Here is a 16,686-nt window from a genome sequence, read left to right as displayed (position 1 = left end):
GAAGAAGTAATTCGCTGTCTGAACTTACTTCTTCATTTGGGGCCGTATGCTGCTATTCATCAAAGCCACACAACGGCTTTGATAAATACCTGGTGCCTCCGCCGCGACTTTTCCCGCATGGCGGAGGCATCGTACCCGAGGACCGCTTACGGTTTGGCCGGGGCGTCCTTGGGCTTGGCCATGTCGACGTACATGGGCAGGTAGCGGTAGTACACTTCCAGCGACAGCGTGGCCATCGCGGTGGTGATGACGCGTCCGCAGTAGCTGCCGTAGGCGTCGTTGGGGTCCCAGCTGCCGGCCGGGTCGCCCTGCATGATCTGCGAACTCAGCAACACTTTCTGGATATCGTCGTTCCACGTGTCCCAGCCTTCGCCCTTGTGCTGATACATCGCCAGGCAGGCGTAGTACCAGTAATAGAAGTTGCGCGGGCCTTTGCTGGGAAGGTTCTCGCCGAGGTATTTGGCAGACTCTTCCATCCGCGGCAGCGTCGGGGGCAGGCCCATGAGCTGCTGGCAGAACATGCCCTCGGCCACCATCGCCGGGCTGCTGGCGCCTTTACCCGAGTACCCGTAGAGCCCGCCGTGCGTGCCCCCGCCGACGCGCTCCAGCCAGCCCCGAGCCAACTCGAAGGGCTCTTCCTCGATCTCCAGCCCCGCCAGGCGGGCGCTCTTGAGGGCCATCACCTGCCAACCGACGACGGAGGTGTCCGAGTCGGAAGGCGTTGACGTATACCGCCACCCGCCGGTGGCCTTGTGCTGGGCCTTCAGGATCACGGCGATGGCTTTCCTGAGCGGTTCCCGCAACGCCGGGTCCTTGGTCAGGCCGTACGCTTCGGCCAGAGCCACGGTCACCACGCCGTGCGTGTACATGCCGTTGCCGTGGGCGGTGCCTCGCGTCCAGTCGCCGTTTTCGGGCTGGTTCTTGATCATCCAGGCGATGGCCTTGGCCAGGGGCTTCTGATGCCGCCCCGGTTCAGTGTGCTTGGCGCCCCACCCGAGGTAGCACAGGGTGGCGAAGGCCGTGCCCGCGTCGTCGCTGGATTGGCCGCCGTGCTTCTTGACCGACCAGTTGCCCTCAGGTTCCTGGTGGGCGGTGAACCAGTTCAGCGCCCGCGCGACGGCCGCTTCGGTCTTGTCGCTGCCGCCGAGGCCCTTGAGCATCCCCGCTCGCAGTTTGGGGTCTCGCAGCATGGTCGGGGCGATGTTGCGGCTTCGCTCCTCGAGGCGCGGACCGCCGCCGATCATATATTTTGGAATGGCCCGGGCGACCGCCTCGCCGGCGCCCTCGAGGCGGGCAAGCTGCGGAACGTTGGCCTGCTGGCCCACGCCGCCGCTGGCGGCGTCGCTGGGCTTAAGTGAACCGGCCATGCCGGCCCGGGCCGTCACGTCCGGACGACCCAGCGGGCCACCCGACCCCATCTCGCCAGCTTTGGGCCCTTCGACGCGACCGCTCACCGATCCGACGCCGCCCAGGCCCGGCTGGGCTTCAGGCTGGGCGCTGGCTCGCCGCTGCGGCCCGCTCTCCATTACCGATCCGGCGCCGCCGACGTCGACGGGCACGCCGCCGATGGCGGTCTTGCCGATGGGCTGGGCCGGACCCAGCGGTTCTGCGCCCCTGCTGCCAATGGTGGAGGCGATTCCGCCGCCGCTGGCGACGGTCTGTTCGGTCGCTCCGCCGGCGGCCACCGGGGCAGCCTTGGCGCCGCCGCCCTGAGGCGCCGCCGCGGCGACGCCGCCGCGGGTCACCGGCGCGCCGCTGCCGATGGCTTCATCGGAAACCGCCGGCGCCTTATCCCCGCCGACGGGACCCTTCACCTGCGGCGTCTCGAGCGGATCGCCGCTGTCGCCGCCGAGCGCCGGGGCTTGAGTGCTGATGTCGCTGGGTTTGGCCTGGGCGGCTGCGAGCTTCTGCTCGCCGGGGGCGCCGATAGCCGTGGCGGGCACTGCCGCCGACTCCATCGCCTGGGCGGCCGATGACGCCTGGGCGGCCGCGGCGGCCGGAGCGGCGGCCAACGGTTTGTCTGAGAAGGCGCTTTCATGCGTGGCGGCCTGGTTGGCTACCGCCGAGGCGTCGGCCCTTGGGACAGCCGTTTCTTTAGCGGCCGCTGCCGGGGTCGCGGGGGCCTCTTCGATTTTGATCTGCTCGCTTCCCAGTTCCACCTTGGCAATGACATTCTGGACGACCTGCGAGCTCTTGAGCGACTCGCGCTGGGCCTGGTCCTGAACGGGGATCCGCACGTCGATGTTGGCCTGGTTGACCTGCAGGGCGGCCTCTGCCGGCGAGACCGGCTGCATGGCCATCGGGTTGTCGACGGGCGTGGGCAGGGTCTGCATGTTGACATTAGATTCAGCGTCGGGATTCTTGATGTCGGTGACGTTCTCGCGGAGGTTCGTCGAGAGCTTCTCGCTGGCCAGGGCGTCGGCGTCGACGGCGACCTCCATGGCGTCAAGCCCCGCCTCTTCAGCGAGCGTGACGCTCATGTTGTACACGCCCATGATCAGCAGCAGCAGCAAGTGCGCCGCCAGCGACGCCAGGATGCACTTGGCCAGCAGCCCCATCTTGTCGCGCTTGGGGCCAAAGAGCATCCACAGCATCCAGATCAGCGCCGCCAGAGCCAAAATCGCCAGCAGCAGCCACATCCAGGATTTCTGCAGGGCGGTCCAGAGCCACGACAGGTCCGTCGTCGCCTCGACGTCGCGGGAGATGCTCTCGTACACGCCCAGGCCGCGGATGTCCGGGCCGCGGTCGCTGACCAGCGCCATCGCGAACCCGTGGCTGTGCAGCGACGGGTCGCGCTCGTTGGCGCGCGTGTTGATCGGTGAGCCGACGTTGACGACCTTCTGGAATTGCCCGTTGATGATCCGCGCGCGGTAGATGTCGTAGCCGCCCAGGCCGCCCGAGCGGTTCGAGCTGAAGTACGCCAGGTCGCCCTCGCGAGTCAGCGAGAGGCCCAGGTCGTTCGAGCCTTTGCTGCTGAGGGCTTCGACCCACTCGGCAGTCAGTTCCGGCGGGGCCTTGGGGGCGGTGTCGGGCGTTGGCTCGATGCGTTCCTGGACCGTCTTGGTGGTGGTCTTGGCCACCGGCGGGCCGGCGGCGCCCTTGATGTTGTACATCGGAAGCAGGCGGTAGTAGACCTCCAGGCACAGCGTGTACATCGCCGTGGTGTATACCCGCCCGCCGTTGGCGCCGTAGGTCTTGCCCGACGGCTCCCAACTACCCGCCTGCGGGCCGGTCTTCACCTGGTCGCCCAGCACGTACGTCTTCATGGCCGGGTTCCACTTTTCCCACAGATCGCCGCCGTGCTGGAACGCCGCCAGCGTACCGTAATACGTCGCGTAGTCGTTGGGGCCCGGCGCGAGCTGCGTCATCACGAAATTAGCCGACTCGCCCGCACGAGGATCCGTTCCCGCCAGCCCCAGCAACTGCTGACAGAACATGCCCTCGGGAACCAGTGCCCCCTGCGGACCGGGACTGGCATAACCGTACAGGCCCTTGTGCGGGCCGCCGCCGGCGGTGTCGAGCCATCTCCGCGCGCCGGCAAAAACCGTCTCGGGGATCGCCACGCCGGCCATCTCCGCGCTCTTGAGCGCCATCACCTGCCATCCGACGACGGAAGTGTCCGAGTCGGCCGGCGCCGAGGTGTAGCGCCATCCGCCGCTGGGGCTCTGCGCCTTGAGGATGACGGCGACGGCCTTCTTGAGCGCCTCGAACACGGCGGGGTCTTTGCTGACGGTGGACGCTTCGGCCAGAGCGGTGGTCACCACGCCGTGGCAGTACATGCCGTTGCCGCTGCCCGTGCCGCGCGTCCAGTCGCCGTTTGCCGGCTGATTGGCCAGCATCCACTTGATGGCCTTTTCCAGCGGCGCTCGGTACGGGCCGTCCTCGTTATGCTTGGCGCCCCAGCCCATGTAGCACAGGGTCGCAAACGCCGTCACCGCGTCGTCGGAGCAGCCGCCGCCGTGCTTGGCGGCAGACCAGTTGCCCGCGGGCTCCTGGTTGCGCGTCAGCCAGTCCAGCGCGTCCTTGACGGCCTTTTCCGTTTCCGGACTGCCGCCCAGGGCGGTGATGATCTTCTCGCGATAGTTCACGTCGGCGAAGGGGTTCTCGCCTTTGGGGGCGCCGACCGCGTCGGCACAGAAGATGTCGTGGTCGCTGTTGGCGCGGTCCTTGAGGGCTTTGACCCAGAGGTCCCTGCGCTGCTCGGGCGTGACGGCCTCGTGCGGGCGGTTGGACGAGAAATACAGCTTTGATCCGTCGTGGTTCAACGCCGGGTCGATCTCGTCGAACTCGCTGTTGACCTCTTTGCCGAGGTTGAACGGTTTGCTCCAGCGCCCGTTCTGGAGGAAGCTGGCCCAGACGTCGTACCCGCCGTAGCCGCCGGGGCGGTCGCTGTAGAAGTACAGCATCTTGCCGTTGCGCGAGAGTTCCGGGCCTCCCTCGCAATACTGGCTGTTGAGTTCGGCGACGGGCTCAGGCGTGCTCCACCGATCGTCGCGCCAATAGCTGGCGTACAGGTCGCCCTGGTTGTCTTCGCTCTTGCGGACGAAGATCATCACCTCGCCCCGCGCCGAGACGCCCGGCTCGACGTTGACGCCCTCGGCGTTGACCTGGCCCGAGGCGGGCTTGGGGGCCTCCCAGATCACGTCGCGCACCAGTCCCGCGCCGTATCGCTGCTCGACGCCCATGCCATTGCTGTACTTGCGGATCAGACCCGGCGCGAAAGCCAGCAAGGCCGCAGCCCCGAGCACGATCACCGCCAGCAAGGACAGGGCGACGATCTTGGTAAGGCGCCACTTGCCATGTGGGCGGCGGGCACTGGTTTGGCTGTTGGACGGCATTGGGTGCGGCTTTCTTCTTACTGGACGGCCTGTCCGGCCTGGCCCAGCGGTATCACGTCATAGGCGATATTGGCATGATCCACCCCGGCGCGTTTGCACGCCGCCAGCGCCGCGGCCACCTGGCCGTGGAACGCGCTGCGGTCGCCGCGGATCAGCACCTTCTGCTTGGAATCCTTCTTCACCTCGTCGGTGACCAAAGCCGAGAGCTTCGCCAGGTTCATCGCCCGCCCGGAAACCACGTAGTAGTCGCCGGTCTGCGAAGAGTCTGCCGTGCGGACATTGATGATCAGCAGCTTGCTGGCCGCGGAGATCGTGCTCTGCAGGCTGGTCTGGGGCAGTTGAACCTGCGGGTCCGCTTCCTCTTTCTTGAAGGTCGTCGTCGCCACGTAGAAGATCAGCAGGATGAACATCAGGTCCATCAGGCTGGTCATCTGAACGGGATTGTCATCCATTTCTTCGGTGCGCGGGATTTTCATGGCAGTTCCCTCACGCTACGGGCGACTTGGCGCTCTTCTGCTGGAGCGAGTACTCCAGGAAGTCGATCGCCTGATCGTCCATGTTGTCCACCAGCGAGTCGACCTTGCTGGCCAGAATCTGCACGACGATCAGGATCGGGATGGCGATGGTCAGCCCCGCAGCCGTGGTCACCATGGCTTCATAAATTCCCTTGGCCAGATCGGCCGACTGGTTGGCCGTCGCCTTCGACGCCGACTCGAAGCAGGTGATCAGACCGTACACGGTGCCCAGCAGGCCCAGCAGCGGCTCGATGCTGGCCATCGAGATCAGCGGGCGGAGGCTGCGCTTCATCTTGTAGACCTCGCGACCGCCGGCGTCTTCAATGCCTTTTTCGACCGCGTCGTAGCCGTGACTCAGGCGCCGGATGCCGGCCTTGATCACTTCGCTCAGCGGGCAGGGATTCTCCTCGCAGTAGGTCATGGCCTCATTCACGCGAGAGGGGTCGCCGTTGAAGACGGCCTTGAGCCCCTCGATGAACGTCGGCGGAATGACCTTGTCGCGCCGCAGCGACAGGAACCGCTCCACCGCCACGCCGACGGCCACGATCGAGACCAGAAAGATCGGGATCATGACCACGCCGCCCTTTTTCACCAGCGACAGCAGCGTCTCGCCCTGGGGTTCGGCTGGCTTATCCTTGGCGGCCGCGGCCAGAGCCTTCTCGCCTACTTTGGCCGGCGCGTCTTTGGGTTGCGCCAGAACCTGGGTGGCCGAGGCGATCACGCCCAGCACCAGCATCATTACCGTCAGCCTGAATATGGACTTCATGAATCGAGACATAGTCCGCTCTTCCTTATTGTGGTTTACCTTCGAGCATCTTCTTGGCCACCGTCGCCGCGTCGGTATCGGCAAACTTGGTCACGACTTCCTGGAACCGTTCGGCGGCCTGATCGTCTTTCTTCTGCATCTTCAGAATGCGACCCATCTCGAGGATCGCCTTGGAGCTCCACTGGGGCAGCCCGTACTTGACATCCACCAGCGTCAGCTCCTTGATGGCCTCGTCGAGCTGGTTGCCCGCCAGCAGGCACTCGCCGATCTGGAACTGGCTGCGGGCGCTGGTGGCGTCTCGCCGCCCGGCGGCGACCACCTTGCGGTAGGTCTCGATCGCCTGGGGGTAGAGCTTCTGGTTTTCCATCGCCCAGGCCTGCCCGAACAGCGCCTGCAGTGTCAGGTCGCTCTTGGGATACTTGGCCAGGAACTGCGTGTAGCTCTGCTGGCTGGGGGCCCACTGGTTGACCAGGGCCTGGCATTCGCCCAGGCGCAGCAGGGCTGGTTCGTCGATCTTGGGATTGTTCAGCGCCACCGCGGCGGCGAAGTGGCCGTTGGCCCGCTCGAACTCCTTGAGCTTCAGCGCCGATTCGCCGGCCTGGTACAGCGCGATGGCCTTGGCCGTCGGCTCGATTGTCGTTTCCTTCAAAGCCGTCTCAAAGCTCTGGGCGGCCTTGGCCATCTCTTCCGTGTTATAGTAGCACCAGCCCAGGCGGTAGTAGATCTTGGAGACCAGGTCCTTGCGGGGCTCCTTGGCCAGGGCGGTCAGGCGCGTGACGGCCTTGTCGTACGCCTTGGCCTCGAACTCCAGCTCCGCCAGTTCCAGCGCCACGTCCTGCGCCCAGGCGCTGGTCGGATAGGCGGTCAAGAACTTCTCATAGGTGGCCATTGCGGCCGGGGCCTGCTTGAGGTCCTTCTGGCACCAGGCCAGACCGTACATTGCCTGGTCGGCGACGGTCGACTTGGGGAACTCAGTCAACACGCGGGTGAACTGCTGGGCCGCCCCGTCGAACTGCTTGAGCTGCCACATGCATCGACCGAGGTAGAACACCGCCTGGTCAATCTTCTCGTGTTTGGGCTGAGCGCCGATCAGCGCCGTCAGCGACTGCTGGGCCTGGGCGAACTGCTCCTTGCGGACCTGGATCGCCGCCACCTGCAGCGCCGCGTCGAACGACAGGGCGTGCTGGGGGTTCTTGGCCAGCAGGGCGTTGAACGACGCCAGCGCCTCGTCGTCCTTCTTCTCCGCCAGGGCGACCCATCCCATCAGGTACTGCCCGTCGGCGTCGCCGGCCGCAGCCGGCGCCGTCAAAGCCGCCCGCGCCTGGTCATAGCGCTTGGCGATATAGTGGATGCGACCCAGCGCCACGCCCGCCTCGATCAGCAGCTTGCTCTTGGGATAACCCGCCAGCAGCTTGTTGAGCGAGGCCGCCGACTGGTCGTCCTGCGCGAGGTTCTTGTACGCCATCGCCTGGTTGAACAACGCCGCGTCGGCGTTGTCGTGCTGGGCGTGTCCGGCGATGAACTTCTGGTACGCCTCGACCGCCTTGGCGTCGGCCTTGAGGCGGAAGTGCCCCTCGCCAATGATGAACCACAACCGCGAGAAGATACCCTCTTCCTTGACGGCCGCCGCCGCCAGCGGTTCGACGGCAGCGAGCATCTTGGCCCAGTCCTGCTTCTGGTAGAGCCCTTCGCCCGTTCGCATCTGGGCGGTGGCGAGGTACTGTCCTTTGGGATACGCCCCGAGGTAGGCGCCGTAGGCGGCCAGGGCCTCGTCGATCTTGGCGGTGAGCATCAGGTTCTCGGCCTGCAGGAAGGCGGCGTCTTCGGCCTGAGCGCCCTTGGGATACTTGGCCAGGTACGCCTGGCACAGGGCCAGGCTGGTGGGATAGTCGGCGGCCTTGTGCAGGCAGAACGCCTGGAGGTACAAGGCCACGGCGGCCAGAGGCTTGTCGCCTCCCGCCGTGACGGCCAGGGCGAAGGAGGCGGCGCCTTCCTTATACTTGGCCAGTTCGCGCTGGGCGTCGCCGAGTTCGAAGTACAACTCCGCCGCCAGGGGCGAGGCCTTGAGCGCGGGCATCGCGGCGGTCAATGCGGTTTCGATCTGGGCGAACTGCTTCTGGGCGGCATTGCTCTTGGCCAGCCACAAGGTGGCATCGGGCCCCACGTCGGGCAGGGTCGTCAGCGGGGTGAGGGTCGCGACAGCCTGGGGAAACTGCTTGGCCTCGAACTGCGAGCGGCCCAGGTACAGCGAGGCCTTGGGCGCCTGCGTGCTCTTGGGATACGCCGCCAGGAACGTGGTGAACTGGGCGATGGACTGATCGTACTTCTTGAGCATGAAGCACACGTACCCCAGGCGGTAGTGAGCCTCTTCAGCGTAGGCGCCGCTGTCCTTGACAGCCGCCTGCGTGTACAGCGGGATCGATTCCTCCAGCGCCCCGGCCTCGCGCTTGCACTCGGCCAGCAGGTACGTCGCCGGATGCTTATAAGAGGATGGCGCTTGGTCGGCGACGATCGCGGCGAAGACCTTGGCCGCTTCTTCGTACTTGGCGGTGCGGAAGCGGGCGATGGCGCCCAGGAACTGCACGTGCGGGGCGAAAGACGACTTGGCGCCGACGGCCATGAACTGGTCAGCCGCGGCGATCGTCAAATCCCACTTCTCCTGGCGGAAGCGCGATTCGGTCAGGCCCACGAGCCCCTCGATCTTGCGATTCTCATCCTTGGCGTTGCCGGCGCTGTAGGTGAAGGCCTTCTCGGCCAGCTCGTTCTTGTCCAGCGCCAGGTACGCCGACCCGAGCTTGTTGCTGACGGCGTCCTTGTCGGGCACGGCGGCGTCCTGCATCGACTGGTCCAGCAGCCCAGCGGCCTTGGCCCAGTCCTTCATAAAGTAGTAGCTCAGCCCCAACCCATAGCGCGCCATGCCGGCCTTGGCGTGCTGGGGATACGCCTGCAGGAACTTCTCATATTCGTCGACGGCGAGCTTGAAGAGCTTGCGGTTGTACAGGGCGTTGGCGTTGTAGTACTGATCGAGCGCCGGGTCCGACGGTTGGGCGTCTTGCGCCGTCGCAACGACCGGCGCGGCAGCGATGGCCGCAGCCACAATCGCCCATGTCAAAACCAGCGACCATCTGTTTTCAGCGATGTCTTTCATCACAGCATCACCTCGTGCGAAAAAGGACCCAACACCATAGCTGACCCTGGCGCAAGACTCAACCCCCCGCCCCGTCCCGCGCAGACTATGCCTGCCAGTCCCATTGAACCGGACATGACCGCAGGGGTTCTGCGATTTTTCCTACAACCTGCGCGGCCGTATCCTTTGTGCTATGGGCACAGAGACACAGAGCTCACAGAGGCGGTAGACCTCAAGTGCAGCATTTGGTTTGTCACCGCAGCAAGAAGAAGATCCGTTGTCTGCCTGTTGTTCTTTCTTGTCTGTTTCAGGCGTTTTGCATATCCTGGCTGTTAATGTAACACATTATCTATAAGCATGTTATGGACATTTCCAGGCCGGACTTGGGGCCAGGCAGACAATCCCGTCCGGCAGCGACATCCGACAGCACAATACTGTTCCCGAGTTGCAGAAACCACCTGTCCACTGCGCGAAGGAATATTTTGAAATTGCAGTTTTCCCCGGTGTTTTGACACGGCAAATCTTTGCCCGCCTGTCCAGACCTGTCCAGTGACTATAATCAAGGTAGTTGGGGCGAACGAAGCATGGTCATGAAGTCCTGTTCGGCGCGGCTGGGGGCCTTACCGCGGCGGCGGACAATGTCGATTCGGCGAACCCACTGAGTGGCGGCCTTGACGGGCACGGTGCACAAGTGCCCGTCGGTGCGTTCTCGCTGGACGGAGGCTTCGGGCAGGATGCTCAGCCCGGCGTTGACCTCGACGGCCCGCTTGAGCGTGTCGATGTTGTCGAACTCCAGCACGACGTTGACCTTGACCTGGTAGCGCCCGAGGATCCGGTCGATCAACCGCCGCGTGGGCAGCCCTTCGGCGAACGCCACGAACCGCTCGCCGCCCAGTTCGGCGGGCACGATGCTTCGGCGCAGGGCCAGGCGGTGGTCGGGCGAACAGACCATCACCAGCGGCTCGGACATCAGCGGCACGGCTTCGAGGGAGCGGTGGCGGGCCGGTTCGGCGACGACGCCCAGGTCCATCTGCGCGTTGAGCAGCGATTCGGTGATGCGCGTGGCGTCGGTGTACTCGACCTGCAGCTTGACGCCGGGGCGCTCGGTGAGGAAGCGCCGGATGTAACCGTCGAGCAGGTAGAAGCCCACCGAGTAGATGGTGCCCACGCGCAGGACGCCCACAGCGCTGTCGCGGACGGTGGTGATCTCGCCGAGCATCTGCTCGTAGCGGCGGACGATGTCCTTGGCCCCGCGATAGAGCGACTGCCCAGCCTCCGTCGGGGCGATCACCGCCCCGCTGCGCGAGAGCAGTTGCGTCCCCAGCGCCGCCTCGAGCCGCGCCAAACGCTGCGATACCGCCGACTGCGAAATGCCCCCGGCCTCGGCAGAGCGTGTGAAGCTGCCGGTCTCGACCAGGTCGCAGAACACTTTCAATGCGGCGATGTCCATGGCGTCTCCGGAAAACTTACCGCGGCGGCATTAGCCGCTGAGGTCGCTGAGGTCGCTGAGGGAGAAGGGAACGAAGAGGAATGGTGGAATACTGGAATAATGGAATAATGGAAACGAAGCCGGAACCATTGCCCTTGTCCTCATTCCATCATTCCATGCTTTCTTCTTCCTCTGCGTCCTCAGCGACCTCAGCGGCTCAAACTTCTTCGTGCTCATCGCACATATGGCGACCACCCGAACTGGGTCTTTTATTTATCTCTCTTTGTTCCTGTTTCTGCTTTGTTGTTCACTCAGAGCCCTCTGTGCCTCTGTGGTAAGCTTTTCGGCATTACTGCCGCTAATCGTCCATCCGCTGTTCTACCGCCGCGCCATCCTGAATGCTATTAGAATCTGGTCTACGGGGTATTAGATCAAGTAATTGGACGCCAAAACAACTTATTGCTAAGGTGATTCGCAATGTCGCGTGACAGAGCTGTGCGTCTCAAACGGCAATCAAAGCGGAAGGAGTCTGAACGTGTCTGCATTCGTCGACAATATCATGGGTCTGGTCACCTCGCGCAACCCGGACGAGCCGGAGTTTCATCAGGCGGTTCGGGAAGTGGCCGAGTCGGTCGAAGTCGTCGTCGCCAAGCGCCCCGAGCTGGCCAAGATGAAGATCATGGAGCGACTCGTCGAGCCCGAGCGCCAGGTCATGTTCCGCGTGCCCTGGGTCGACGACAAGGGCAACATCCAGATCAACCGCGGTTTCCGCGTGCAGTTCAGCAGCGCCATCGGCCCATACAAGGGCGGCCTGCGGTTCCATCCCTCGGTGTACCTGGGCATCATCAAGTTCCTGGGTTTCGAGCAGATCTTCAAGAACGCCCTGACCACCACCCCCATCGGCGGCGGCAAGGGCGGCAGCGACTTCGACCCCAAGGGCAAGAGCGACAATGAAGTCATGGCCTTCTGCCAGAGCTTCATGAGCGAACTCTTCCGCCACATCGGACCCGACTGCGACGTCCCCGCCGGCGACATCGGCGTCGGCGGCCGCGAGGTCGGATACATGTTCGGCCAGTACAAGAAGCTCACCAACAGCTTCACCGGCGTGCTGACGGGCAAGGGCATCGGCTGGGGCGGCTCGCTGGTGCGGACCGAAGCGACGGGTTACGGCCTGGTGTACCTGGTCAGCCGCATGCTGCAGGACCGCAAGACCGACTGGAAGGGCAAGAAGGTCACGATTTCCGGTAGCGGCAACGTGGCGATCTACGCCGCCCAGAAGGTTCAGCAACTCGGCGCCACCGTCGTGGCGATGAGCGACAGCAACGGCTACATCGTCGACGAGGGCGGGATCAAGCTGGCCACCGTTCAGCGGATCAAGGAAGTCGAGCGCGGGCGCATCAAAGACTACACCGCCGAGCACAAGACCGCCCAGTACACCAATAGCTGGACGGGCATCTGGACCGTGCCCTGCGACATCGCCCTGCCCTCGGCCACCCAGAACGAGATCGACGCCGACGCCGCCAAGGCGCTGGTCAAGAACAAGTGCATCGCCGTCGGCGAAGGCGCCAACATGCCCTCGACGCCCGAAGCCGTCGAGATCTTCCAGAAGTCCGGCGTGTCGTTCGCCCCGGCCAAGGCCGCCAATGCCGGCGGCGTGGCCACCAGCGCCCTGGAAATGTCGCAGAACTCGATGCGCCTGAACTGGCCATTCGATGAAGTCGACAACCGCCTCAAGCAGATCATGAACGCCGTGTACGATCAGTGCATACAGGCCGCCGAGGCCTACGGCAAGAAGGGCGACCTCGTCGCCGGCGCCAACATCGCCGGGTTCGTCAAAGTCGCCAACGCCATGATGGCCCAGGGCGTCGTCTAACAGCAGGAACCGGGAACAACGGAACCGGGAACCGGGTAAGACTTGCCCGGTTCCCGGTGTTTTTTTGGTGAGTTGGGAACCGCGAACCGGTCCGGGGTGCCGTGGCGCGCAGGGCCGAAGGCCCCCAGAGCCACGACTGCCCCAGGCCCGTCGTGGCTGTCGGGCTTCTTTCGCAGCCCTCCCGCCACGACACCCATCCAAGGCGCAGGACGTTTAGTTTTATGCCACAGCCGTTAGATCGCGCATAATGAGTCCGTGCAATATCGCACCCCGGAGAGAGGATATGCTGAGTTCTTTGCGTCTGCCGGTGTATCTGGTCATGTTGGTGCTCGCTTTCGCCACTGCCGCACAGGCGGCCGACTGGCCGACCTTCCGCCGCGACGCAGCGCGAAGCGGCGTCACCGATGAAGACTTCGCCGCCGCGCCGACGGTGAGCATGTGGGAGTACCGAGCGCCCTTCGCGCCCCAGCCGGCTTTCGGGCCTGGGCTCACCTACGGCACCAACGGATTCGGCGGGCGCATCGAGCGCCGCCGGATCGACTTCGACCGCTGCGACAGCGCGGTCGCTGCCGGCGGGCGCGTGTTCTTCGGTTCCGTCGGCGACGGCGTGGTCCGCTGCCTCGACGCCGCCAGCGGAAAAACGCTCTGGACATTCCCCACCGGTGGACCGGTGCGCCTAGCGCCGGGCGTGGCCGACGGCAAAGTCTACTTCGGCGGCGACGACGGCTGGGTGCACTGCCTCAATGCGGCCGATGGATCCAAGGTCTGGTCGCTGCGAGCGGCGCCGTCGGACTTGCGGATCCCCGGCGACGGCAACCTCATCTCCCTCTGGCCGGTGCGCACGGGCGTGCTGGTGCAGGACGGCGTGGCGTACTTCGCGGCCGGCATCTTTCCCAACAGCGGCATCTTCCTCTACGCCGTCGACGCCAAGAGCGGTCGCGTGATCTGGAAGAACGACCGCGAGGGCGAAAAGCCGATGGCCCAGATCGTGCCGCTGGGCTACCTGCTGGCCGATGCGCGCCTGCTGGTCATGCCTCGCGGCCGCCTGGCGCCGGCGCTGTTCGACCGCCGCAGCGGCGATCTGCTCTGCCGCACGCATATCCATGCCGGCGGCGGGTCGTTCAACACGCTCTTTGGCGGGCTGTTGTACGCCGGGTGGGAGAGCACCAACACCTTCGCCATCGATGGCGCCCTGCCCGAGGCGATCAGCTCCTGGAGCAACCCCAAGGTCAAAGGGTTGCCCACCGGCGGGCAGATCGTCGTGCGCGAGGGCATCATCTATAGCTGCGGCGTCAGCGTCAAACAGGGGCAGGAGCTGATGGACAAGGTGCAGGCCTGGCGCGTGCCCGCGCCGCGCGGGCAGGATGAAGCCGCCGCCCGCCGCGGCGGCGCCGCGCCTTCCGAGCCCACCGTGGCCTGGGAATACGCCATCAACGGGCCTCAGAGCGTGATCCTCGCCGGCAAGACGCTCATCGTCGGCGCGCTCAACGCCGTCGTCGGCCTCAATGCCGCCGATGGCAAAGAGCTCTGGAAGGTCGCGGTGGAAGGCTCGGCCCTGAGCCTGGCCGTTGCCGACGGCAAGCTGCTTGTCTCGACCGACAGCGGCCGCATCTATTGCTTTGGCTCGCCGCCGAGCAAAAACGCCGGCTTCGTCCCCGTCCCACTATTCACCCCGCCGGTCTCTCCGGCGATCAAGTCCGCCGCCGATCGCGTCCTCCAGTTGGCCCCCGAGGCGACCAAGGGCTACGCTGTGATCTACGGCGTCGAGACGGGCGAACTGGCGCTGGAGTTGGCGCGACGGACGCAACTGAAGATCTACGGCGTCTCACCCGACGCAGCCAAAGTGGCGGCCGCACGAAAGATGCTAGAGACTGCAGGCCTCTGGGGAGGTCGCGTCGTGGTAGAGCAATGGCCGCTGGAGCGTCTGCCGTACACAAAGTACTTCGCCAACCTCGTGGTGTCTGAAACCGCCGTGTTGAGCGGAAAGTTGCCCGGCAGCGCCGAAGAAATGCACCGCATCGTCGCGCCGATTCGCGGCTGGGTGGTGCTGCCCCAGGGCGAAGGCTTCACGGCATGGGCGGGCCAGACGCCGCTGGCGTCAGCCAAGGCCGACGGCAAATGGGCGGTCTTCAACCGCCCCGCCCTTGAAGGCGCCGGGGCATGGACGCACGCCCACGGCAGCGCGGGGGCAACCAACTGCAGCCAGGACCAGCAGGTTCGCGGGCCGCTGCGCCTGCAGTGGTTCGGCCTGCCCGGGCCGACCGACGGCCCCAACCGCCACATGGGCGCCTCGCCGCCGCTGGCCTACCAGGGGCGGATGTTCCACTGCTCCGAGCGAGGCGTGTCGGCGTATGACTCCTTCAACGGCAGCAAGCTGTGGGAGGTTCCGCTGCAGGCCGCCTGGCGTTGCGACGCCGACAGCCTCGGCGGCAACGCAGCGGTCGGCCCGCAGGGATACTTCGTTGTCGTTCACGACACATGCATTCGCCTCGACGCCGCCACCGGCCGCAAGCTGGGCGAATATAAAGTCCCAGCCGCCCCCGACGGCAAGCGCCGCATGTGGGGCCCGCTGATGCTCGTCGAGGGCGTGCTGGTGGGGTCGCGCACGGTCGGCTTTGCCGCCCTGGAGAACAACAAGTGGACGCACATGACCGTCGAGAATTACAACGACGCCCGCGTCAGCGACCTGCTCTTCGGCATCGACGCCGCCACCGGCAAGCTGCTCTGGACCTACGAGCCCGGGCTGTTCCTGCACTGGAACGTCGTCGCCGGCGGTGGGCTGGTTTTCATCGGCCACGACGGGGCAACGGCCGAGCAGCACGAGCAGGCCATCGAGGAGATGAACCCGTTCATCGCACGTCTGCCGGAGTCGGCCAAGGCCGCTCTGTCCAAGGACCCGGAAGACCGGCTGGTCTGCATGCTGGCCGCGCTGGAGGTGCGCAGCGGCAAAGTGCGGTGGAAGCGGGCGGTGGACTGGACCGCCTGCGGCGGCGTCAGCGCCCGGCGATCCAAATCTTGGGCGCAAGGCCTGCTGATGGTTCACAATGGCATCCTGGTGCAGGCGCCGGTCTCGGGTCACAAAGGCGGCGCAGCGCCGGTGGGCAAGTATCCCAATCACGGCGCTGCCGGGCGCGACGCGGCCACCGGCGACCTGAAGTGGCTCTCGTCGATCAGCAACGCCCACCGCCCGATGATCATCGGCGACGGGCTCTACGGCGAACCGTGGGCGTTCGATCTCAAGACCGGTAAGCAGAAGATGGTGCCCCATCCCACCACAGGCCACGCGGTGCCTTTGGAGATCCAACGCCCGTACAAGCACTGCGGCATCTCCAGCGCGTCGGGATGCATCATCGTCGGGCGGTCGGAGGGCATGGGCTACATCGACCTGCTGCGCGACCAGGGAACGGAGCACCTTTCCGCCAAGCGCGCCAACTGCTGGGTGACGTCGATCTCGGCGGACGGCGTTGCCCTGTGGCCCATCGGCGGGGCCGGCTGCCAGTGTGCCCTGCCGATCCAGTGCAGCGTGGCGATGGTGCATGATGACGCCCCCAACAACTTCGCTCTGTACGTGCGCGGCGGGGGCATCACGCCGGTGCGGAACCTGGCGGTGAACCTCGGCGCGATGGGCGACCTGCGCGATGACAAGTCGCTGCTGTGGCTGGCGTATCCGCGCCCCGTCGAGGAGAACTTCCGCGAGGGCGGCATCGCCCTGCCGCTCGAGGCCGAGTTCTACGAAGGCGGCGCCTGGCAGCGGCGCAACGCGTTTCATAATCCCGTCGCCGCGACGGATCAGCCCTGGATCTACAACTCCCGCGGCCATGGGCTCAGGAAGTTGACGATCCCCGCCCGTGCGGCAGGCGACGGACCGGCCGTATATAAGATAGCCCTGCATTTTGCCGCCCCGGCGGCAGACAAGGCCGGTTCGCGCCTCTTCGACGTGAAGATCCAGGGCAAGACGGTCCGAGCGGCGCTGGACATCGTAAAAGAAGCGGGCGCCCCCGCAAAAGCGCTGGTCCTGGAGTTCCCCGCTGTCAGCGTGGCCGACAAGCTGACAGTGGAGCTGGTAAGTCCGCATGAAAAGCCTTCCCAGGCGCAAATGCCGATCCTTTGCGGGATCACCATGACCGCTAATTAGCCG

At 65.4% G+C, this 16,686-nt stretch carries 7 protein-coding genes; 2 read left to right on the top strand and 5 right to left on the bottom strand.

All coding sequences use genetic code 11. The annotated features are described in order from the left end of the window. Nucleotides 1-146: 146 nt before the first annotated feature. The 5 genes from ABFD92_14990 to ABFD92_14970 form a co-directional block, all read right to left on the bottom strand. Entirely contained in the window at nucleotides 147-4,838 is a 4,692-nt protein-coding gene (locus ABFD92_14990) for a hypothetical protein (protein MEN6505844.1), read from the bottom strand. A 17-nt stretch (nucleotides 4,839-4,855) separates the two neighbouring features. Then, complete coding sequence (locus tag ABFD92_14985) at nucleotides 4,856-5,314, bottom strand: biopolymer transporter ExbD (GenBank protein MEN6505843.1); 459 nt, start codon at nucleotides 5,312-5,314, stop codon at nucleotides 4,856-4,858. A 10-nt stretch (nucleotides 5,315-5,324) separates the two neighbouring features. Next, a complete protein-coding gene (locus tag ABFD92_14980) occupies nucleotides 5,325-6,131 on the bottom strand; it encodes a MotA/TolQ/ExbB proton channel family protein (GenBank protein MEN6505842.1) in 807 nt (268 codons plus the stop codon). 13 nt (nucleotides 6,132-6,144) lie between these two features. Then, entirely contained in the window at nucleotides 6,145-9,267 is a 3,123-nt protein-coding gene (locus ABFD92_14975; protein MEN6505841.1) for a tetratricopeptide repeat protein, read from the bottom strand. Between the two features lie 538 nt (nucleotides 9,268-9,805). Next, nucleotides 9,806-10,696: a LysR family transcriptional regulator gene (locus ABFD92_14970; GenBank protein ID MEN6505840.1), complete on the bottom strand. Its 891-nt coding sequence runs from the start codon at nucleotides 10,694-10,696 to the stop codon at nucleotides 9,806-9,808. A 514-nt stretch (nucleotides 10,697-11,210) separates the two neighbouring features. Between ABFD92_14970 and gdhA the strand changes: the two genes are divergently transcribed. Together gdhA and ABFD92_14960 are read left to right on the top strand one after the other, a co-directional pair. Beyond that, nucleotides 11,211-12,548 (top strand): NADP-specific glutamate dehydrogenase, encoded by a 1,338-nt coding sequence (gdhA, locus tag ABFD92_14965; protein ID MEN6505839.1) that lies wholly within the window; start codon nucleotides 11,211-11,213, stop codon nucleotides 12,546-12,548. 283 nt (nucleotides 12,549-12,831) lie between these two features. After that, on the top strand, nucleotides 12,832-16,683 hold the full coding sequence (locus ABFD92_14960) for a PQQ-binding-like beta-propeller repeat protein (protein ID MEN6505838.1): 3,852 nt from the start codon (nucleotides 12,832-12,834) through the stop codon (nucleotides 16,681-16,683). The last annotated feature ends 3 nt before the right edge of the window (nucleotides 16,684-16,686 follow it).

The organism is Planctomycetaceae bacterium (genome assembly GCA_039680605.1).
Classification (GTDB): Bacteria; Planctomycetota; Phycisphaerae; order SM23-33; family SM23-33; genus JAJFUU01.
Note: the sequence above shows the minus strand (reverse complement) of the source record. Positions and strands in the feature narration are given on the sequence as shown.

Coding starts and splice junctions, on each gene's coding strand:
- ABFD92_14975 (MEN6505841.1), bottom strand. CDS start 9,267: ATGAAAGACATCGCTGAAAACAGATGGTCGCTGGTTTTGACATGGGCG.
- ABFD92_14970 (MEN6505840.1), bottom strand. CDS start 10,696: ATGGACATCGCCGCATTGAAAGTGTTCTGCGACCTGGTCGAGACCGGC.
- ABFD92_14960 (MEN6505838.1), top strand. CDS start 12,832: ATGCTGAGTTCTTTGCGTCTGCCGGTGTATCTGGTCATGTTGGTGCTC.
- ABFD92_14990 (MEN6505844.1), bottom strand. CDS start 4,838: ATGCCGTCCAACAGCCAAACCAGTGCCCGCCGCCCACATGGCAAGTGG.
- ABFD92_14980 (MEN6505842.1), bottom strand. CDS start 6,131: ATGTCTCGATTCATGAAGTCCATATTCAGGCTGACGGTAATGATGCTG.
- ABFD92_14985 (MEN6505843.1), bottom strand. CDS start 5,314: ATGAAAATCCCGCGCACCGAAGAAATGGATGACAATCCCGTTCAGATG.